Annotated in this window: 18 protein-coding genes; 5 read left to right on the top strand and 13 right to left on the bottom strand. The window is 55.2% G+C overall.

Annotated features, from left to right (window positions below; genetic code table 11):
• Window positions 1–26: 26 nt before the first annotated feature.
• From fdhE to fdnG, 4 genes are read right to left on the bottom strand one after another with little or no spacing between them, the layout of a single operon-like run.
• Entirely contained in the window at window positions 27–953 is a 927-nt protein-coding gene (gene fdhE, locus HX773_RS21460; protein WP_176973240.1) for a formate dehydrogenase accessory protein FdhE, read from the bottom strand.
• Complete coding sequence (gene fdoI / locus HX773_RS21455) at window positions 953–1,594, bottom strand: formate dehydrogenase cytochrome b556 subunit (protein ID WP_176973239.1); 642 nt, start codon at window positions 1,592–1,594, stop codon at window positions 953–955. The genes fdhE and fdoI overlap by 1 nt, the downstream gene beginning before the upstream one ends.
• Window positions 1,594–2,493 (bottom strand): formate dehydrogenase subunit beta, encoded by a 900-nt coding sequence (gene fdxH / locus HX773_RS21450; protein WP_176973238.1) that lies wholly within the window; start codon window positions 2,491–2,493, stop codon window positions 1,594–1,596. The genes fdoI and fdxH overlap by 1 nt, the downstream gene beginning before the upstream one ends.
• Window positions 2,494–2,504: 11 nt before the next feature.
• The gene (gene fdnG / locus HX773_RS21445; protein ID WP_176973237.1) at window positions 2,505–5,552 is read right to left on the bottom strand and encodes a formate dehydrogenase-N subunit alpha; all 3,048 of its coding nucleotides are present in this window, start codon (window positions 5,550–5,552) and stop codon (window positions 2,505–2,507) included.
• A 171-nt stretch (window positions 5,553–5,723) separates the two neighbouring features.
• Here fdnG and fdhD point away from each other — a divergent pair, with 171 nt between their 5' ends.
• Window positions 5,724–6,515: a formate dehydrogenase accessory sulfurtransferase FdhD gene (gene fdhD, locus HX773_RS21440; protein ID WP_370463630.1), complete on the top strand. Its 792-nt coding sequence runs from the start codon at window positions 5,724–5,726 to the stop codon at window positions 6,513–6,515.
• Here fdhD and HX773_RS21435 read toward each other — a convergent pair.
• A complete protein-coding gene (locus HX773_RS21435) occupies window positions 6,512–7,288 on the bottom strand; it encodes a DeoR/GlpR family DNA-binding transcription regulator (protein WP_176973235.1) in 777 nt (258 codons plus the stop codon). The genes fdhD and HX773_RS21435 overlap by 4 nt on opposite strands.
• 174 nt (window positions 7,289–7,462) lie before the next feature.
• On the opposite strand from HX773_RS21435, the gene HX773_RS21430 reads away from it, so the two are divergent.
• On the top strand, window positions 7,463–8,803 hold the full coding sequence (locus HX773_RS21430) for an aspartate aminotransferase family protein (RefSeq protein WP_176973234.1): 1,341 nt from the start codon (window positions 7,463–7,465) through the stop codon (window positions 8,801–8,803).
• A 78-nt stretch (window positions 8,804–8,881) separates the two neighbouring features.
• Here the strand turns inward: HX773_RS21430 and alsE are convergent, their stop codons facing one another.
• From alsE to HX773_RS21410, 4 genes are read right to left on the bottom strand one after another with little or no spacing between them, the layout of a single operon-like run.
• On the bottom strand, window positions 8,882–9,562 hold the full coding sequence (gene alsE, locus HX773_RS21425; protein WP_176973233.1) for a D-allulose 6-phosphate 3-epimerase: 681 nt from the start codon (window positions 9,560–9,562) through the stop codon (window positions 8,882–8,884).
• 50 nt (window positions 9,563–9,612) lie between these two features.
• A complete protein-coding gene (locus HX773_RS21420; RefSeq protein ID WP_176973232.1) occupies window positions 9,613–10,872 on the bottom strand; it encodes a PTS ascorbate transporter subunit IIC in 1,260 nt (419 codons plus the stop codon).
• Window positions 10,873–10,915: 43 nt separating this feature from the next.
• Window positions 10,916–11,182 (bottom strand): PTS sugar transporter subunit IIB, encoded by a 267-nt coding sequence (locus tag HX773_RS21415; protein ID WP_176973231.1) that lies wholly within the window; start codon window positions 11,180–11,182, stop codon window positions 10,916–10,918.
• 15 nt (window positions 11,183–11,197) lie between these two features.
• On the bottom strand, window positions 11,198–11,641 hold the full coding sequence (locus HX773_RS21410; RefSeq protein ID WP_176973230.1) for a PTS sugar transporter subunit IIA: 444 nt from the start codon (window positions 11,639–11,641) through the stop codon (window positions 11,198–11,200).
• Between the two features lie 426 nt (window positions 11,642–12,067).
• On the opposite strand from HX773_RS21410, the gene HX773_RS21405 reads away from it, so the two are divergent.
• The 3 genes from HX773_RS21405 (at window position 12,068) to HX773_RS21395 (ending at window position 15,023) form a co-directional block, all read left to right on the top strand.
• Window positions 12,068–13,093, top strand: coding sequence for a LacI family DNA-binding transcriptional regulator (locus HX773_RS21405; RefSeq protein WP_176973229.1), 1,026 nt, complete (start codon window positions 12,068–12,070; stop codon window positions 13,091–13,093).
• Window positions 13,094–13,253: 160 nt separating this feature from the next.
• Window positions 13,254–13,871 (top strand): superoxide dismutase [Mn], encoded by a 618-nt coding sequence (sodA, locus tag HX773_RS21400; protein ID WP_176973228.1) that lies wholly within the window; start codon window positions 13,254–13,256, stop codon window positions 13,869–13,871.
• 189 nt (window positions 13,872–14,060) lie between these two features.
• A complete protein-coding gene (locus HX773_RS21395; RefSeq protein WP_176973227.1) occupies window positions 14,061–15,023 on the top strand; it encodes a VirK/YbjX family protein in 963 nt (320 codons plus the stop codon).
• Window positions 15,024–15,030: 7 nt separating this feature from the next.
• Here HX773_RS21395 and HX773_RS21390 read toward each other — a convergent pair whose 3' ends face one another.
• The 4 genes from HX773_RS21390 to HX773_RS21375 form a co-directional block, all read right to left on the bottom strand.
• Window positions 15,031–15,393 (bottom strand): YibL family ribosome-associated protein, encoded by a 363-nt coding sequence (locus tag HX773_RS21390; protein WP_007893377.1) that lies wholly within the window; start codon window positions 15,391–15,393, stop codon window positions 15,031–15,033.
• Between the two features lie 177 nt (window positions 15,394–15,570).
• A complete protein-coding gene (mtlR, locus tag HX773_RS21385) occupies window positions 15,571–16,116 on the bottom strand; it encodes a mannitol operon repressor MtlR (RefSeq protein WP_176973226.1) in 546 nt (181 codons plus the stop codon).
• A 60-nt stretch (window positions 16,117–16,176) separates the two neighbouring features.
• A complete protein-coding gene (mtlD, locus tag HX773_RS21380) occupies window positions 16,177–17,325 on the bottom strand; it encodes a mannitol-1-phosphate 5-dehydrogenase (protein WP_176973225.1) in 1,149 nt (382 codons plus the stop codon).
• A gap of 94 nt (window positions 17,326–17,419) precedes the next feature.
• Window positions 17,420–19,354 carry a PTS mannitol transporter subunit IICBA gene (locus HX773_RS21375; protein ID WP_176973224.1) on the bottom strand — a complete coding sequence of 645 codons (1,935 nt, stop codon included), beginning with the start codon at window positions 19,352–19,354 and terminating at the stop codon, window positions 17,420–17,422.
• Between the last annotated feature and the right edge of the window lie 456 nt (window positions 19,355–19,810).

Raw genomic sequence — 19,810 nt, 5'->3', positions numbered from 1 at the left:
TACGGACCGCAGAAACATTGGAAAAGTTAATCGCCGGGGAACATAAACGGATTCAAACTGCTGCGCGCGAATCCTTCCTGTTCCATGCGGGCATCCAGCACCAGCGAGGCCAAATCATCGGCCACCGGCTCCACGGCGGGATCCTTCTCCTGATACAACATCTTCAGGTAGGTGCCGCAATCGCCACAGCTCTCTGCTTTTACCGCCGCTTTTTCGCTGTCCAGCGACCAGTAATGCAAATCGCCGGTTTGTTCACAGTTCGAGCACTTGCTGCGCACCACATACCATTCGCTTTCACACAGATTGCAGTGCAGATAGCGCAGTCCTTGCTGGCCCACGCTCATGTGCACCACGCTGGTGACCGGCACGCTGGCGCATACCGGGCAGAACTGGCGATGCTCACCGTATTCGGCACGCGCTTTGCCGGGAATTAATGCCGCCATCTGCGCCCAGTAAATCGACAACGCTGCCCAGATGAACGGCGATTTGTCGCTGCTCACCTGCGCGAAATCGCCTTCCAGCAGCGCATGCGCCAGATTTTCCAGTTCGGTAGTGGAGGACTTTTCCAGATTCTCCAGCACCGCCAGCGCCTGGCCGCTCATCTCCGGCTTCAGCTCGGCGATCAGCGAATGCAGCAAACGTTGCCAGTGCGCATCGCGCGGATAGGTGTGGATATCGAGCGGCGGTTTGCCCTGCTCGGCGCTCTGCGTCAGCCGCTGCTGCAGGTCGATCTGCAGCGGATGGTCATACAGCACGATCTCCTGCGCCTCGGCGATCACCGCGGCAAAGCGCAGGTAATCACCCAGCGGATTCTTCGCGGCCAGGTCGCGCAAACGTGCCGCACGGCGGCTATACAGATTTTTCAGCCGGGGGAAAAGTAACGGCGGAACTTGCTCCGCCGTGTGCTTTTCGCTTTTCTCCAGCTGGTCCTGCGGGATGATGCGAATACTCATCAGGGACGTTTTTCCTGTTGTGTTTGGCGTTGGCGCTGCTCGCGATACCAGCGTGGATGATGTTTCTTCGCCCACGCGGCCGGAACCCAGCCCTCAACCATGGCGGTAATGGTGCCTTTTACCCACAAGGCGGCGTAAATGTGCACCATAATCACCATGATCAGCGCCACAGCTGAGACCGAATGCACCACTAGCGCGATGCGAATCAGCGGAATAGTAAAGGCACCGGCAAAGTACGGGCGCCAGATAACAATTCCGCTCACCAGCAGCAAGACTAAGCTGATGATAGCAGCCCAGAACACACACTTCTGCCCGAAGTTGTATTTGCCGGTATCGCCGACCTCTTCGTTTTGCACGATTTTGTGGATATTTTTCGCCCAAATCAGGTCTTCGCGATTGATCAGGTTATGTTTCCAATAGCGTAAGAACATGATGATAAAGGCGGCAAACATCACCGTGCCAATAAAGGGATGCAGGATACGCGCCAACTGCGGCGTGCCGAGCACGTGCATCAGCCAGTTAAACGACGGGAAAAAGAAACCCAGTCCGCTCAGCGCGGCGAGCACAAAACAGAACGCCACAATCCAGTGATTGATGCGTTCCGGTGCGCTGTAGCGCACCAGACGATCGCGTTTTTTCATTATTCGCGCTCCTCTTTTTCGTGCAGGTTCTCGTCCTCATCCTCTTCCACGCGGTTCGGCCCTACGCCGACGTAGTGGAACACCGACGCGGCAAAGGTGGCGGCAAAACCGATCGCCGCCAGCGGTTTCCAGATCCCTTTCCAAAAGGTTACCGCCGGGCTGATGCTCGGATTATCCGGCAAACCGTGATAGAGCTGCGGTTTGTTGGCGTGGTGCAGCACGTACATCACGTGCGTGCCGCCGACGCCTTCCGGATCGTACAAGCCGGCGTTGGCATAGCCGCGCGTGTTGAGCTCGGCCACGCGTTCACCCGCCAGCGCCTGCATATCGCTTTTGCTGCCGAAGTGAATCGCGCCGGTTGGGCAGGTTTTCACGCACGCCGGTTCCTGACCGACATTGACACGATCGACGCACAGCGTGCACTTATACACGCGGTTGTCCTCTTTATTCAGACGCGGCACGTTGAACGGACAGCCGGCAATGCAGTAGCCGCAGCCAATGCACTGTTCCGACTGAAAATCGACGATGCCGTTGGCGTACTGAATAATCGCGCCTTCAGATGGACAAGCTTTCAGGCAGCCGGGATCGGCGCAGTGCATGCAGCCATCCTTGCGGATCAGCCACTCTAACTTGCCGTTCTCCTCCACTTCTGAGAAGCGCATCACCGTCCAGGATTTGGCGGTCAAATCGGCGGGATTGTCGTACACCCCAACGTTATGTCCCACTTCATCGCGGATATCGTTCCACTCCGAACACGCCACCTGACAGGCTTTGCAGCCGATGCAGGTGGTCACGTCGATCAGTTTCGCCACTTCCTGCTGATGGTTACGCGCCTGCGGGGCAGGCGTGAGTCCATTGGTGGCGGAGCGGCGGATAATGTCTTGAGATTGATAAGCCATATTCGTTCTCCTTACACCTTCTCGACGTTGACCAGGAACGCCTTAAATTCTGGCGTCTGCGTGTTGGCATCACCGACAAACGGCGTCAGGGTGTTGGCAATAAAGCCTTTTTTCGCCACGCCCTGATAACCCCAGTGAATCGGAATGCCGATGGTATCGACGATTTTGCCGTCGACGTTGAGTGGACGGATGCGCTTAGTGACCACCGCTTTGGCTTTGATGTAGCCGCGATTGGAGCTCACTTTCACCGTGTCGCCCTGCGCGATGCCGAGCTTGTTGGCCAGCTTCTCGCCGATTTCAATAAACTGTTCCGGCTGCGCGATGGCATTGAGCCGCGCGTGTTTGGTCCAGTAATGGAAATGCTCGGTGAGACGATAAGTGGTGCCGACATACGGGAACTGCTCCGCCTGGCCCATCGATGCCAAATCGTCCTTAAACACGCGCGCCGCCGGGTTGGATACCACGTTCGGATGCAGCGGGTTGGTGCCGATTGGCGTTTCAAACGGCTCGTAGTGTTCCGGGAACGGACCTTCGGCCATTTTGTCGAGCGCAAACAGGCGGCCGAGACCTTCCGGCTGCATGATGAACGGCCCGACATCGCTGCCTGGCGCGGCCGCACTGTAGTCCGGCACATCCATGCCGCCCCATTTGCTGCCATCCCACTTCAGGATCTGACGTTTCGGATCCCACGGATTGCCTTGCGGGTCAGCCGAGGCGCGGTTGTAGAGAATGCGGCGGTTGAGCGGCCATGCCCAGCTCCAGTTCAGCGTATTGCCTAAACCGGTGGGATCGGTGTTGTCGCGGCGCGCCATCTGGTTGCCGTCCGGCGTCCAGCTGCCGGCGAAAATCCAGCAGCCGCTGCTGGTGCTGCCGTCATCTTTCAGATGGGCAAAGGTGCTGAGCTGTTGGCCTTTTTTCACCAGCAGCGTGCCTTTGTCATCGAACACATCCGCCAGCGCTTTGCCGTTGTTCTCCATCGCCACTTCTTCCGGCGCAGGATTTTCTGGCGTCAGGTAGTTCCAGCTCATGTTCAGCACCTGCTCAGGCAGCGCACCGCCTTCACTGGCGTACATCTTGCGCAGGCGTGAATAAATGCCGGAAAGAATCTCGCCGTCATTCAGCGCTTCGCCCGGCGCATCCTGACCTTTCCAGTGCCACTGCAGCCAGCGGCCGGAGTTAACGATTGAACCGTTCTCTTCGGCGAAGCAAGTGGAGGGCAAACGGAACACTTCGGTCTGAATCTGCGACGGATCGACATCGTTAAACTCGTCGTGATTCTCCCAGAAGGTGGCGGTTTCGGTGTTGAGCGGATCGATGGTGATGAGGAACTTCAGCTTCGACAGCGACGCGATCACTTTGCGCTTGTTCGGGAACGATGCCACCGGGTTGAAGCCCTGGCACAGATAGCCGTTGACCTTGCCTTGCGACATCATCTCGAAGTACTGCAACACGTCGTAGCCTTTGTCCCACTTCGGCAACCAGTCGAAGCCCCAGCTGTTCTCTTTCTGGGCTTTGTCGCCGTAGAAGGCTTTCATCTGGCTGACAAAGAATTTCGAATAGTTGCTCCAGTAGTTCACCTGGCCTGGCAGCAGCGCTTTTGGCGTGTTGGCGGCAAGATAACTCTGCAGATCGGTTTGTTTCTCCGACGGCAAGGTCATGTAACCCGGCAAACTTTGCGACAGCAAACCGAGATCGGTCAGACCCTGAATATTCGAGTGGCCGCGCAGCGCATTGATGCCGCCGCCAATCATGCCCATGTTGCCGAGCAGCAGCTGAATCATCGCCATGGTGCGGATGTTCTGCGCACCGACCGAGTGCTGCGTCCAGCCGAGCGCATACAGGAACGAGGTGGTGCGATCGCGCGCGCTGGTTTCGCCAATCAGTTCACACACGTGCAGGAAGTCGGCTTTCGGCGTGCCGCAGATGCGTTCAACAATTTCTGGCGTGTAGCGGCTGACGTGCTGCTTCAGCAGGTTCCACACGCAGCGCGGATGCGTAAGCGTGGTGTCGCGTTTGGCGAAGCCGTCGGCGCCCAGTTCGTAGTTCCAGCTGGTTTTATCGTATTTGCGATTCTCTTCGTCGTAGCCGCTGAACAGGCCATCTTCAAAATGATAATCCTCGCGCACGATCAGGCTGGCATTGGTGTACGCCTGCACATATTCATGCTGGATTTTGTCGTTTTGCAGCAGCCACAGCAGTACGCCCGACAGGAAAGTAATGTCGGTGCCCGAACGAATCGGCGTATAGAAATCGGCTACCGATGCCGTACGCGTGAAGCGCGGATCGATAACAATCAATTTGGCTTTGTTGTGAATCTTGGCTTCCATCGCCCAGCGGAATCCCACAGGATGCGCTTCAGCGGCGTTCCCGCCCATCACAACGATCAGATTGGCATTACGGATGTCGACCCAGTGATTGGTCATCGCACCGCGACCAAATGTTGGAGCAAGACTTGCTACCGTTGGTCCGTGTCAAACGCGTGCCTGGTTGTCGACCGCTAACATGCCGAGCGATCGGGTAAATTTCTGGGTTAAGTAGCCGGTTTCGTTACTGGATGCGGAAGCACACAGCATGCCGGTGGAGAGCCAACGGTTTACCGTCACGCCCGCGGCGTTTTGCGCCACAAAGTTAGCGTCGCGATCCGCTTTCATCAGCTTCGCGATGCGATCAAAGGCATCGTCCCAGCTAATGCGCTGCCATTTATCGGAGCCAGGCGCGCGGTATTCTGGGTATTGCAGGCGACTTTCACTGTGGATGAAGTCGAGCAGGCCTGCGCCTTTCGGGCACAATGCGCCGCGACTCACCGGATGATCCGGATCCCCTTCGATGTGGAAAATGGTCTCTTTGGCGTTTTTCGCGCCGTCACCGAGGCTGTACATTAACAAGCCACAGCCGACTGAGCAGTAAGTGCAGGTGTTACGGGTTTCGCGTGCGCGCAGCAGTTTATACTGTCGCGTTTCCGCCAGCGCTACCTCTGGCGCAAAGCCAAGCAGCGCTGCCGTTGTCCCTGCCATACCGCCAGCACATACCTTGAAGAATTTCCTTCGGCTGACGTTCATGGATTATCCTTTCAACATGAATGATTTTTACTTTTGCAGTGCAGTGAATCGGGCGTCACAATAACCCGACGAATATTGCGGCAATAGCGACCTAATATTACCACTACTTTAGTAAGGTTGTTATGTGAGGCGAAAAAAGTGACAGAGAAGGGTCAGGAAAGTCACATTAATGTGAATAAGATCTCAGGTGCAGTGCAGGCGCAGGTGCGACAGCGGCGTGATATCACGCTGGCAGAACCCGACTGGCTGGCGCAGGAAGTGCCGGTTGCGCTGGTCTATAACGGCATTTCACACGTTGTGATGATGGCGACGCCCAATGATTTGGAAGCTTTTGCAGTAGGTTTCTCGCTCTCTGAAGGCATTATTGAGCGCCATGATGAAATCTTCGGCATTGATGTGGTGCCGGGTTGTAATGGTGTTGAAGTGCAGATTGAGCTCTCCAGCCGCCGCTTTATGGCGCTGAAAGAGCAGCGCCGCGCCATGGCCGGACGCACCGGCTGCGGCGTGTGTGGCGTCGAGCAACTCGATCAAATCGGTAAGCCGCTCCAGCCGCTGCCGTTTAGCCAAACCTTTGATTTAGCCAATCTGGATAAAGGCCTGGCGCAGCTGCGCGATTATCAGCCGATCGGCAATCTCACCGGCTGCACGCACGCGGCGGCGTGGATGTCACCGCAAGGCGAATTGCAGGGCGGCTACGAAGATGTGGGCCGCCATGTGGCGCTGGATAAACTGCTCGGGAATCGCAGCCAGCAGCCGTGGCAGCAGGGCGCGGTGCTGGTTTCGAGCCGCGCCAGCTATGAGATGGTGCAGAAATCCGCCATGTGCGGCGTGGAGATTCTGTTCGCGGTATCGGCGGCGACACAGCTCGCTGTTGAGGTGGCTGAACGCTGCAATTTGACGCTGGTCGGCTTCAGTAAACCGGGCCGCGCCACGGTTTACAGCCATCCGCAGCGGCTGCGTTAAACCACCTGCACCTGCGGCAGCGCCTGTTGCAGCGCCGCCAGCGCGCCGGGTTTTGCCGCGCCGCTGTCGCAGATCAGCAGATCGACTTCCGTAATCGGTGCGTAAACGGTGCGGCTTATCACGCCGAGTTTGCTGTGATCCGCCAGCAAAATGGTGCGGTTCGCCTGCTGCACCATGGCGCGGGCAATCGCCGCTTCGTGGGGATGAAAACTGCTGGCACCGTTTTTCGCATCGATGCCGACCGGCGAAAGCAGCGCCACATCGGCGCGATAACGATAAATTTCCCCGATGGTCATCTCCCCGCGCGTTTGCTGCGCGCCTGCCATCATCATGCCGCCAATCAAAATCACCTGATTATTTAGCGTCTCATGCTCTTCCGCCGCGCTCAGCGCCAGCGCGGCCTGCAGGCTGTTGGTGATGATAGTTAAACCCGACATGGTGCGCAGCTGTTCGGCCAGCATGGTGGTGGTGGTGCCGGCATCGAGGAACAGCGTTTGACCGGGCTGGAGATGTTGCGCGGCAGCAACCGCAATTGCGCGTTTCTCTTTCGCCTGCGCGTTGCGGCGCACCTGCAGCGGCGGCTCTGGCTGGCTATCGACGGCGACCAAACCGCCATGCACACGCCGCGCTAATCCCTGCGCTTCCAGCTCAATAATGTCGCGCCGCGCGGTTTCACGCGAAATGCCAAGCTCGTTAATGATGCGCTCGGTGCTGAGCTGATGTTGCGTGGTCAGCAGCGCGCGAATGCGGTGTAAGCGGGTTTCCTGCAGCATGACTTTTCCCTGTGGCGTGTTCAACCTGGGCCTAAGCTTACCTGAGTGTCATTACGCCGTCATGTGTATTTGGTTGTATTTGTGTATTTGGTTGCATTTGTCGCCAAAGCAGGCATGATATTGGCAAACGGCGATTTCGCATGCACCCCTTTCACCTTCGCAACGGGAGTTACCATGGCTACACGTTCTACCATCATGGATACCAACAGTTTTCGTGCTGAGCACGCCGACGGTCTGGACGCGGCAACCCGCAAGCTAACCGACAAGCGCAGCAAAGTGTTGGGCGAGTCGTATCGCCTTTTTTACCGCAAGCCGGTGCATTTAGTGCGCGGTGAAGGGCAATATTTGTGGGATGCCGCCGGTGATAAATATCTTGATGTGTACAACAACGTGGCGAGCATTGGTCACTGCCATCCGGCGGTGATTGAGGCGGTGAATCAGCAGATGAAGATGCTGAACACCCATACGCGCTATCTGCACGAACGCATTCTCGATTACACCGAAGAGCTGCTGGCGACCACGCCGGATGCCATTGATCGCGCCATGTACATGTGCACCGGTTCGGAAGCCAACGATTTGGCGATCCGCGTGGCGCGTGCTTTTAGCGGCGGCACCGGCATTATTGTGTCGCAGGAGGCGTATCACGGCACCAGCGATCTCACTTCAGGTGTGTCGCCCGCGCTCGGCAGCGGACAGCCGCTGGCAGCGACCACGCGTCTGGTTTCACCGCCAGATGCCTATCGTGTTGCTGCGCCGGATCTCGGTGAGTGGTTTGCTAATGAAATCCAGAAGCAGATCGACGATATGAAAGCGCACGGCATTAAGTTTGCCGGCTTCCTCGCTGACTCGATTTTCTCTTCCGATGGCGTGCTGCCAAATCCGCGCGGCTTCCTGCAGCAAGCCGTTGATGTGGTACACGCCAACGGTGGCATTTTTATTGCCGATGAAGTGCAGCCGGGCTTTGGTCGTACCGGCGACGCGTTCTGGGGTTTTGCGCGTCATGGCGTGGTGCCCGATGTGATCACCACCGGCAAACCGATGGGCAACGGCATTCCGGTTTCAGGTTTGCTGGCGAAAAGCGATGTGCTGGCGGCGTTCAGCGACGAGATTCCTTACTTCAACACCTTTGGCGGTAATCCGGTGGCGATGGCCGCCGCGCAAGCGGTGCTGACGGTAATTAAAGAAGAGGGCTTGCAGGAGCACAGCCGCGTAGTGGGCGCCAAACTGTTGAGTGAATTGCAGAAACTGATGGATCGCCACGAGTCGATCGGCGACGTGCGCGGTGCGGGTCTGTTTATTGGTTTCGAACTGGTGCAGGACCGCGCCAGCAAAACGTCGGACAAAGCGCTAGCGCTGGATTTGATTGAGAAACTGCGCGAACACCGCGTGCTGACATCAGTGGCGGGCCCTTACGGTAACGTGCTGAAACTGCGTCCGCCGTTGGCGTTCCAGGAAGCGGATATTGACTGGCTGGTGGGCGCGCTGGATAAGTCGTTGAGTGAGTTGGGGCGTTAACTGAACATTGATTGTGCACATTTTTGTAGCGGCGCGATTTATCGCGCAATAAATTGCGCCGCTACGTTATGTGCAGGTTTACGCCGCTGCGGTTTCTTCGGCGAAAATGCTCTCCATCTTCTGCCACGCCTGTGCCACATCGTCATCCAGATTAAACAAACCTGACGTGCCGACAATAAACACATCCACGCCTGATGCAGCAATCTGTCGGAAGGTGCGCGCGTTGCACGAACCATCAATTTCGGTCAGATAGTGATAACCATGCTCTTCGCGCATGGCGATCAGCTGGCGAATCTTATTCAGCGTTTGCGGAATAAATGTCTGCCCGGCGAACCCCGGATCCACTGACATCACCGTCACTTTATCCAGCAGATGCGCATATTCACGAATACTTTCCGCCGGTGTCGCCGGATTTAACACCACGCCGCAGCGACGGCCCGCGTCTTTAATCTGCGTCAGCAGGCGAAAGATTTTATTATTAGCGGTTTCCGGGTGGAAGCTAATAATATCTGCGCCCGCCTCAATGCACATCGGAATAATATCTTCCGGATGATTCACCATTAAATGCACGTCAATCGGCACATCGGTAATTTTACGCAGGTTCTCAATAAAGAATGGCGACAGCGTAATATTCTTCACGTAGCTGCCATCCATAATATCGACATGATAAAAGGCGGCGGTGCTATTCATCGCTTCAACCTGCTCGCGGAAACGCGTGAGATCCATGCACATTAAGGAGGGGGAAAATTTGGCTTGCATAACTTATTTCCTCATTACAAAAACAGCGCCCGCAGGCGCTGTTGATGACATCAATGGAAGAACGAAATAATGTGGCCGAGCACGATACCGACAATGCCGAAGTCTGCATCACCGAAGGTAGTGGAAGCGAAACCGAGGTCGCCCATCAGCGGCAGCAGAATCGCTGGCAGGAAGGAGATCAGCAATCCTTGTACAAAGGCGCCGATCACTGCGCCGCGACGTCCGCCGGTGATATTGCCGTAGACGCCAGCGGTCGCACCGCAGAAGAAGTGTGGCACCAGACCCGGAACGATGACGCTCAGACCAAACAGCGGACACAGGAACATGCTGATCAAGCCGGCGGAGAAGCTAGACAGGAAGCCGATGATCACCGCGTTCGGCGCGAACGGGAACACGGTTGGGCAATCCAGCGCCGGTTTGGCGTTGGGGACCAGCTTATCGGCGATGCCTTTAAAGGCTGGCACGATCTCGGCAATCACCATACGCACACCAGCAAGAATGATGTAGACGCCCGCAGCAAAGGTGATCGACTGAATGATGGCGAACACAATGTAGTTCTGGCCGCCACTGATGCTTTCGGTGAATTCTTTACCGGCAACCAGAACCAGCGCGATGAACAGAATCATCATGGTCAGCGAGATCGCTACCGATGAGTCGCGCAGGAAGTTGAGGGTTTTCGGCACCTTCAGCTCTTCAATCGACGGGCTGCCTTTACCGACCACTTTGCCCACTAACGCGGAGAGCAGATAGCCGGTTGAGCCAAAATGGCCGAGCGCCAGATCGTCTGAGTTAGTGATTTTGCGGGTGAACGGCTGCAGAATCGCCGGGCAAACCACCATCATGGTGCCGAGAATCAGCGAACCAATCACCACCAGCCAGAAGCCGTGAATGCCGCCTACCGACAGAATCACCGCCAGCATCGCCGACATATACAGCGTGTGGTGACCGGTCAGGAAGATGTATTTCAACGGCGTAATGCGCGCCAGCAAAATGTTCACCAGCATACCGAATACCATGATCATGGCGGTTTCGGTGCCGTAACTCTTCTGCGCCAGCGCGGCCATCGCATCGGTGTTTGGCACCACGCCCTGAATATTGAAGGAGTGCTCAAACAGCTGACTGAAGATGGTCAGCGTGGCCGCAATTAAATTGGCCCCGGCGATGAGAATAACAAAACCCATGATGGTTTTAAGCGTACCGGAAATAACATCAGAAACCGGTTTCTTTTGCAGTAATAAACCAAACAGGGAAAAAAGGCCGACAAGTATAGCGGGTGTTCCGAGAACATCCTTGATTATAAACTGCAGCATAACTTACTCCATAGTGAGTAAAGTTTTTCGGGGTAAACTGTTATTAGATATTTTCAGCCAGAATTTCTTTGATCTTTACATTATCCAGCAGGTTAGTCAGACCAACCACTTTCGCGCTGTGTCCGGCTAATTGATCGGCAATATCTTTCGCGGCTATGATTAAATCAGCCTGTTCAGATTTCGCGGAGGTTAAATCGGTGTGGCCCACTTCCGCCTCTTTGCCTAATTCCGCCACAATCTTCTTCACGTTCATTTCAACAATAAAGCTGCTACCTAAACCATTTCCACACACAATCAGGACTTTTTTCATAATAGGGTTCTCTGGTTATTTATTTTCAATGACAGCTTCAATCGCTGACAGGGTAGAAGCCGACAGCAACTGCTGCAGGCGGGATTCGTCGCTGAATACGTCCGCTAAGGCGGTGATCATCTGAATATGATCATCACCAGACATCGCACACAGCATGATGACCACATAAACCGGATCGTTTTCATCGGCCTGAAAATTCACGCCATTTTTCACATGCAGCAGCGACAGGCCGTTTTTGCGCGCGCCTTGTTCCGGGCGGGCATGCGGCATCGCCAGGCCCGGCGCCAGCACATAGTAAGGACCGAGCTCGGCATGCGAAGTGAAGATGGCATCGAGATAAGCCGGGCTGATCGCCCCAGCGGCCAGCAGCGGTTCGGCAGATAAACGCACCGCTTCCTGCCAGTCGCTAACGTGCTCTACTACCCGAATATGTTGCGGCGTTAGCCATTGAGTGAGCATCAGTAATTCCTGTTTATTCATCGATGGAGTGCAATGTAGGTTATTTTCTCAGCGGTTTTCTGTGATGATTGTCGCAAAAGTTAGCGCTAACACCGTTATTGTTAAAAAACGTGTTATCGCTAACATTTCCTTGCTGTGCGTTTGTCTTGGTTGCAAGCACCTGACATGCTCAATCATTCTGAAAAGATCGCGGGGTGAGGGATGCCCGAAACTGTGGTTTTTCACATGGCGCGTTAACAGATTTGGTTTTAAGCTGCGTCCTGGCAAAAAAGTAAACGTTATGAATAGTGCCCTTCATCATTCGAAATGCAGGAAGGCGGCAAGTGGGAGCATCCCCAGTAGCTTACTGAAGTAAGTGGCTGGGGTGATCACACGCAGCCAACGCACCTGCAGTTTGAAGTATGGAGGGCAGACATAGGAGCAGGAATGGCAGAGAAGCGACGGCGCAGTACCGGCAAAAGTACCCTGGCCGATGTTGCCCGTTTGGTGGGCGTAAGCACCATGACAGCGTCGCGCGCATTGCGCATGCCGGAGAAAGTGTCGCCTGAAATTCGCGCCAAAATCGATGCGGCGGTGATTGAGCTCTCCTATGTGCCGAACGTGCAGGCGAGCAATCTGGCATCGGCGACATCACGCCTGATCACCATGGTGGTGCCGTCGTTTGCTACGCCGGGCAGCGCGATTGTGTCGGAAGCGCTGCAGGAAGTGCTGCGGCCGCAGGGCTACAACATGATGCTGGCGGAAGCCAACCATTCGGCGGCGGAAGAGAGCGAGCTGATCGAAATGCTGCTCTCCTATAATCCGGCGGCGATGGTGCATTTCAATTTTGATAACGCCGCCGAAGCGCATCGTCTGCTGAGTAATTCCGGGCTGCCAGTGATGGATATTGGCGGCGTGCATCAGGATTCGGCGGGGATCAGCATTGGTGTCGATTACGCCAAAGCGATTCGTCAGCTGGTGCAAAGTCTGGTCGAGCGCGGCTATCGCAATCTCGGTTTGCTGTGCACGCAGAGTAACAACACTATCTTCCGCCAGCTGCTGAACGGCTGGCACAGCGGCATGCTGGCGATGAATCAGGCGCCGCATCGTGTGGTGACCTCGCCGAAAATGCCCACCTTTGCCGCCGGGCACAGCTTGCTGGCGGAAATTCGCCTGACGTGGCCGGAGCTGGATGTGCTGATTTGCACCAGCGATGAAGTGGCCTGCGGCGCCATCATGGCGTGCCATGCGGCGGGGATTGCGATTCCCAGCCAGTTGGCGATTGCCAGCATTGGCGGCGGTCCGCTAGCGGCAGTGTGTTCGCCGCCGCTTACCAGCATTGTGCTGCCGTATGAAGAGATGGGGCGTACGGCGGGTAAACGTCTGCTGGCGGCGCTCAAAGGAGATGAACCGCCGGCCATCAATGAACTGCCGGTGCAGCTTAAACTGCGCGCCAGCAGCCACAAGGTGTAGCCGTGCGTGCGCACCTTTTCCCAGATTCATCAAATCCTTATCAATTCTAAGGCATTGATAACCCTTTTACGGATCATGTTTTTAACTATAATGATCCGACTGCTTACGCGGCACGCCCAGTGAGGTGGTGCTGCAAAACACTAAAATGGAGAGGAAGAACATGAGTTATTCACTGCCATCCCTGCCGTATGCGTACGACGCACTGGAACCGCACTTCGACAAGCAGACGATGGAAATCCATCACACTAAACACCACCAGGCCTACGTTAACAACGCTAACGCTGCGCTGGAAGGTACCGAATTCGCTAACCTGCCGGTAGAAGAGCTGATCACCAAACTGGATCAGCTGCCAGCAGACAAAAAAGGTCCACTGCGTAACAACGCAGGCGGCCACGCTAACCATAGCTTCTTCTGGAAAGGTCTGAAGCTGGGCACCTCGCTGCAGGGCGACCTGAAAGCCGCCATCGAAAAAGATTTCGGTAGCGTTGAAGCTTTCCAGGCGGAGTTTGAAAAAGCCGCTACCACTCGCTTCGGTTCAGGCTGGGCGTGGCTGGTGAAAAAAGGCGACAAACTGGCTGTGGTTTCAACCGCAAACCAGGATAGCCCGCTGATGGGTGAAGCCGTTGCTGGCGTTTCAGGCTTCCCGATTATCGGTCTGGACGTGTGGGAACACGCTTACTACCTGAAGTATCAGAACAAACGTCCTGATTACATCAAAGCATTCTGGAACGTTGTGAACTGGGACGAAGCTGCAGCGCGTTTCGCTTCTGCTAAGTAAGTTCAGGCTATAGCCGCAACGCACTAAACCGGTGAACTCTTCACCGGTTTTTTTTCGCCTTTTTTAAACCCTTGCTAAACGACCTGAATATTCCCGCACACGACTATTCCGCTGCGAAAGCTATTAACCTGCCGTTGATAATTTGGGGCATATAGTGGCGATAATTTGTCTCGCCAAGCCTAAATAATCATGTCTACTATCACAACTTCTGTGACGAATAATGATTCGTCAGCACCGCTTTTTTTGCCGTTAATAAGCGGAAAATTCAGACCAAATAAATTATGGAATAGCGGAAGTTTTCGCGCCAAATTTGCCTTAAGGTCGCTGGTATTTCCTGTGACTACCTTTAATTATCTGCAGCAGTTAGCGAAATTATCTGCGTTACCGCAGCTGTTAACCATGCAGGGTTTGTTGCCGGCGAAGCCACATCGTCCTTATCTACGTGCGGGATTCAGCGTGGCGCAGCGCGCACAGGCGATCATCGATCACTATACGTTGATGGATCAGTTAGACAATTCGGCGCTGCGCCAGCTGTTGCAGAGTCCGGGTGATAATTTGCTGGCCACCCTGAGCGGCAAAAATGATGAGGCGTATGTGATTCACTGCTGTCCGGGTCGCTTCGACCGTGAAGGTGAAATTACCCTGGAATTGCATTATCAAACGCAGTTAATTGCGTCGCTCTCTTTCTCAATTATTCGCGAACAGCAGAAGCGCACGTTATTAATTGGTGGATTGCAGGGACCGCGTAAACATATTTCCAACGATGTGATTCGCGATGCCACCAAAGCGGCGCACGGCGTATTCCCGAAACGTCTGCTGATGGAAGCGGTATTTAATCTGGCGGAACAGTGTGGCGTTGAAGCGATCACCGCCGTTGGCGATACCACGCACGTGTTTCGCAGCCTGCGCTACCGTCACAGCAAAGGCGATAAGTTCTTTGCCAGCTACAGCGAGTTTTGGTTGTCGTTGGGTGGCGTGGCGCGTGCCGATGAGTTATTTGCGTTGCCGTTACGCGCGGAGCGTAAAGATTTGGAAGAGATTGCCAGCAAGAAGCGCGCCGAGTATCGCCGTCGCTATGCCTTGCTGGACAGTCTGAATGAACAAGTTCATCAGGCGGCTGGCATCCTACGCGACGTTTCACACGCCGCGTAAGTAAAGATTAGAACGGCTGCTTCGCGTAGCCGGTCATCACTTTCAGTCCCATCTCACGTCCGAGCGCGGTCATTGGGTGTACCACCACCAGGCCGCGCACGCTTTTCTTGAATGCGCCCATGTTGGCTTGTTCTTTCTTGGTGATTTCGCGGCTAAAGCCCAGCTTCTGCAGCTGTTGCGCTTCTTTGCTCAGCTTCTCGGTGCGCACACCGCGCAGGCGCTCAATTTCCAGCTCCAGCTTCTCTTTTTCACGCAGCAGTTCACCGAGCTTTTCGGCATCGCCAGAGGCTAACAGCGGGGCTTCTTTGCGGTTGAGCGCATCGAGCTGATCGCTCAGGAGTTTGATCTCGGCTTTTTCTTGTTCTTTCATTGGGGGAAAACTCGTTAAGGAAAACAGGCAAAGGATACATCAAATTCAGGCAACTTTGCAGCGCATGACTTCGCGCGATAAATCGCGCCGCTACAATGCGTGCTGATTTCAGACTCAGATACATCACGCCGCACTTACCCGTAGCGGCGCGATTCATCGCGCTTGTTCATGCAAAAATTACAGCGCAGGCTTTTTGAACACCTGCTTGTGCGAAATCCGCGAAATCAGCTCGGTGAGCGACAGCACCATGGTTGAACGCACCATCTGCAGATAGCGCTGCTGCTGCATGGCGCGCAGTTGCTCGTCGTCGCGGTTGAAGTCCGGCTGCGGCGGCCAGGCGGCCACGCAATGCAGTTCGCCAAACGGGCCGAGGATCTCATCATCGGTAAAACGATAATCGCTGATGTCGTGATTCAGCTCCTCACGCAGCGCCAGCAGCAATTCACAATCTTCGTACTCATGCCGGTTGATCACGCCCAGGCCGTAAATCAGCTTGAGGCGAACCGAGAGTTCGCCCAGCGGACCATCACCCAGCAGCAGCGGTTCTACCGCGTATTTAACCGCGTAATCATCCTTGCGAAATACTTGCAGCACCAGCAGGTTAACCGCTTCGGTCAGCAGCTCAACGGCGGCGATCAGGAAGCTTCTCACCGAACGACCGGCGTTCAGGCGCTCAAGCACCCGGTTTTCAAAAGCCTGCTTCTCTTCCATCATTGCCTGCATCGTTCAGCTACCGCCAGCGGGCACGCAAGCGCGCCCGAGTTAACCACTAAAGGGCGCGCATTATGCCATAGCGTTGTAAGCGCTCACCACTGAGGTGACCACTTCGCTGTTGGCATCCAGGCCAGAAATTTCCGCCAGCGTGGCTTGCGGGCCTTTTTCTGCCAGCAGCGCGACCAGTTCCTGCGCCTGCGGATCGGCTTCGCTGCGATAGTGCATCGCGGCGGCAATGCCCTGAACCAGATTGTCGTGCGGCAGCTGATACTCCAGCGTACCCAGCGTTGGCTTGATCAGGCGATCGCCTGCGCTCAGTTTACGCAGCGGCTGACGACCAACACGCTCAACGTCATCTTTCAGGTACGGGTTTTCGAAACGGGTGAGGATTTTCTGGATGTAGGCAGCATGCTTATCGGCTTCAAAACCATAACGCTTGATCAGCACGGCACCGCTCTCCTGCATCGCGCCTTGCACTACCGCACGCACTTTTTCATCGAGAATCGCGTCACGAATGGTAGCGTGACCAGCCAACTGGCCGAGATACGCGGTGATGGCGTGACCGGTGTTGAGGGTGAACAGCTTGCGCTCAACGAATGCCATCAAATTGTCGGTCAATTCCATGCCAGGAATGTTCGGCAATTCACCTTTGAACTGGGTTTTATCAACAATCCACTCGCTGAAGGTTTCCACGGTGACTTCCAGCGGATCGGTGGTGCCCGCTTCGGACGGCGGCACGATGCGGTCTACCGCCGAATCAACGAAACCAACATGCGCTTCAACCCACGCGTGATACTGCTCTGGCAGCGCTTTCAGCACGTGCTGTTTCAGCTGGCTGGTACCGCGCACCATGTTTTCACAGGCGATGATGTTGAGTGGACGCACATTACCGCTGTCGCTGCGTTTGGCCAGACCTTTCGCGACGCCACCGGCGATGCGCTCCAGAATCTGCGGGCCAACCGCCGTGGTCACGATATCAACCTCAGCAATCAGCGTAACGATGTCATCACTGGTGCTGTTAACGGCGCTCACGCCTTTTACGATTTCGACTTTTGCCTGCTCGCCAACCACATGAACCGGATACTCATGACGGGCGTTAAGGGCATCAAGTACCACCTGATTGACGTCAGCAAACACCAGCTCGATGCCGGCATCTGCCAGTAACTTACCGATAAAACCGCGACCGATGTTACCTGCTCCAAAATGTAACGCTTTCATAAATTTGACCCATATCAAATGACGAAAGGGCGGGCAAGTCCGCCCCGGAAATGTGGGACGGGCTTACCCGCCCCAGGGAAGGTAAAACGTGGTATTACGCTTTGACGGTGCTGCCCGAGAGCAGATCCAACACGTCTTGCACGCTGGTGGTATTGGCCAGCTTCTCAATCACGCTGTCATCATCCAGCGCGTTGGTCAGGCTGGTAATCACCTGAATGTGCTCGTTATTGCGAGCGGCGATACCAATCACCAAACGCGCCACGTCTTCTGGCTCATCACCAAACTGCACGCCTGCTGGATACTGACAGAACACCACGCCGGTTTTCAGCACGCGGTCTTTCGCTTCTACGGTTCCGTGTGGCACAGCAATGGATTCACCGAGGTAAGTTGGCGTCAGCTTTTCGCGTTCCAGCATCGCTTCAACATATTCTGGCTGCACGTAGCCGCCTTTCACCAACTGCTCACCGGCAAAGCGAATCGCCTGCTCTTTGTGAGTGGCGCTCAGACCGAGGAACACGTTGTCTGCACCCAGTTTAAACAGGTGCGCGTTGCCTTCGTCGTAGCTGTCAGCCAGCGTGGTCTGCACGGTTTCGCGACGCACTTCACTGCGGTTAGCGGCCACCAGACGTTCGGTCAGGTTGCTGTACAGCGCGCTATCGAGGAAATTGTTCAGCGAAATGTGCTGCGCCTGCGGTGCCTGACGCATCGCACGTTCGGTCAGATCGCGGTGGGTAATCACCAGATCGACGTCGCCCGGCAGCGAGTTAATCGCCGTGTTGGTAACGGAAATATTGCTCAGGCCCGCGTCCTGCACTTTCTTACGCAGCACGCCCGCACCCATCGCACTTGAACCCATACCGGCGTCACAGGCTACGATGATTTTACGTACGTGGTTCAGGTCAACGCTCATCGCATCGCCAGCGACTGGCGAACCGGCAACGGCCTGACCTTTTGACTGCGCTTTCATATCTTGCATGCGCTGTGTCGCCGCTTCGATATCGTCATCTTCTTTCACTTTGCTGGTTTTCAGCAGGATAGCTGAGACCACAAAGGAGACTGCAAACGCAGCGATGATGGCAGCGATGTTGGCGAAGTAAGCGCCTTTTGGCGTCATCGCCAGCACCGCCAGGATAGAACCTGGAGAAGCCGGAGAAACCAGGCCGCCGTTCAACAGCGTCAGGGTGAACACGCCAGTCATACCGCCGAGGATAACCGCCAGCAACAGACGCGGCGCCATCAGCACGTATGGGAAGTAAATTTCGTGGATACCACCAAGGAAGTGGATAATCGCTGCACCGCCTGCAGATTGTTTGGCGCTACCGCGACCAAATACCATGTAGGCAACCAGCACGCCCATACCCGGACCTGGGTTGGCTTCAATCAGGAAGAAGATTGATTTGCCCGCCTCGCTCGCCTGCTGGATACCCAGTGGAGAGAAGATGCCGTGGTTGATGGCGTTATTGAGGAACAGGATTTTCGCCGGTTCAACAAAGATTGAGGTTAGCGGCAGCAGGTTGTTCTGCACCATCAGATTCACGCCCGCGGCGAGAATGTGTGACAGGCCTTCAACCAGTGGACCGATAGCGACAAACGCCAGCAGCGCCAGCAGCATACCGATGATACCGGCCGAGAAGTTGTTAACCAGCATCTCGAAGCCGCTTTTGATCTTGCCATCAACAACGCGGTCAAAGGATTTGATCGCCCAGCCGCCCAGCGGACCGGCAATCATCGAGCCGAGGAACATCGGCATATCGGCACCGACGATCACGCCCATGGTGGTGATCGCACCGACCACGCCACCGCGATCGCCGCCAACCAGACGTCCACCGGTGAAACCAATCAGCAGCGGCAGCAGGTAGGTGATCATTGGGCCGACGAGTTTCGCCAGCGTTTCGTTTGGAATCCATCCGGTTGGGATGAACAGCGCAGTGATGATACCCCATGCGATAAACGCACCGATGTTAGGCATCACCATATTACTCAGAAAGCGACCAAAGCTCTGAACCTTGACCTTTACTGATGAGGACATAAACCCACCCCTTATTGAGACGCGCTGCAATAAGAGAGCGCGTTTGTTTTTGTTTGAACGTTACGGCGGGGGCCGTGGCATTACTGTATGCACGCGGACTCTAGCACTAGTTTATTACGCTGCGTAGAGCAGCGACTAAGTGTGATGCAGATCACGCTAAGTTGGGGTGATTGGGGTGCAATAAGGTGATACCGATCACAAAAAGGGGTTGTAAGAAAGCTACGATGCCGAAAATTTAAGCAAAACAAGCTGATGAATGTGACTTAAGTCACCTTTTATGGCGGGTGCTTTGTTGTTTAAATGTGATCAATGTCACAAACTATTTTTGGTCGAAATTGCGCCAGATCACAATCTGCATCAGCAGAAAAGTGAGCTGTAAGGAAGTGACGAAATTCTGAAAAAGAAACGAACGGATGAGAACACTAAAAACGCTGCTTTGTAGATACCGTCTTGCCA

This window comes from Pantoea sp. B9002 (assembly GCF_013385945.1).
In the GTDB taxonomy this organism is placed as follows: Bacteria; Pseudomonadota; Gammaproteobacteria; order Enterobacterales; family Enterobacteriaceae; genus Pantoea.
This window is presented reverse-complemented; position numbering and strand designations above follow the sequence as displayed.

Coding starts and splice junctions, on each gene's coding strand:
- fdhE (WP_176973240.1), bottom strand. CDS start 953: ATGAGTATTCGCATCATCCCGCAGGACCAGCTGGAGAAAAGCGAAAAG.
- fdoI (WP_176973239.1), bottom strand. CDS start 1,594: ATGAAAAAACGCGATCGTCTGGTGCGCTACAGCGCACCGGAACGCATC.
- fdxH (WP_176973238.1), bottom strand. CDS start 2,493: ATGGCTTATCAATCTCAAGACATTATCCGCCGCTCCGCCACCAATGGA.
- HX773_RS21435 (WP_176973235.1), bottom strand. CDS start 7,288: ATGCTGCAGGAAACCCGCTTACACCGCATTCGCGCGCTGCTGACCACG.
- HX773_RS21430 (WP_176973234.1), top strand. CDS start 7,463: ATGGCTACACGTTCTACCATCATGGATACCAACAGTTTTCGTGCTGAG.
- alsE (WP_176973233.1), bottom strand. CDS start 9,562: ATGCAAGCCAAATTTTCCCCCTCCTTAATGTGCATGGATCTCACGCGT.
- HX773_RS21420 (WP_176973232.1), bottom strand. CDS start 10,872: ATGCTGCAGTTTATAATCAAGGATGTTCTCGGAACACCCGCTATACTT.
- HX773_RS21415 (WP_176973231.1), bottom strand. CDS start 11,182: ATGAAAAAAGTCCTGATTGTGTGTGGAAATGGTTTAGGTAGCAGCTTT.
- HX773_RS21410 (WP_176973230.1), bottom strand. CDS start 11,641: ATGCTCACTCAATGGCTAACGCCGCAACATATTCGGGTAGTAGAGCAC.
- HX773_RS21405 (WP_176973229.1), top strand. CDS start 12,068: ATGGCAGAGAAGCGACGGCGCAGTACCGGCAAAAGTACCCTGGCCGAT.
- sodA (WP_176973228.1), top strand. CDS start 13,254: ATGAGTTATTCACTGCCATCCCTGCCGTATGCGTACGACGCACTGGAA.
- HX773_RS21395 (WP_176973227.1), top strand. CDS start 14,061: ATGTCTACTATCACAACTTCTGTGACGAATAATGATTCGTCAGCACCG.
- HX773_RS21390 (WP_007893377.1), bottom strand. CDS start 15,393: ATGAAAGAACAAGAAAAAGCCGAGATCAAACTCCTGAGCGATCAGCTC.
- mtlR (WP_176973226.1), bottom strand. CDS start 16,116: ATGCAGGCAATGATGGAAGAGAAGCAGGCTTTTGAAAACCGGGTGCTT.
- mtlD (WP_176973225.1), bottom strand. CDS start 17,325: ATGAAAGCGTTACATTTTGGAGCAGGTAACATCGGTCGCGGTTTTATC.
- HX773_RS21375 (WP_176973224.1), bottom strand. CDS start 19,354: ATGTCCTCATCAGTAAAGGTCAAGGTTCAGAGCTTTGGTCGCTTTCTG.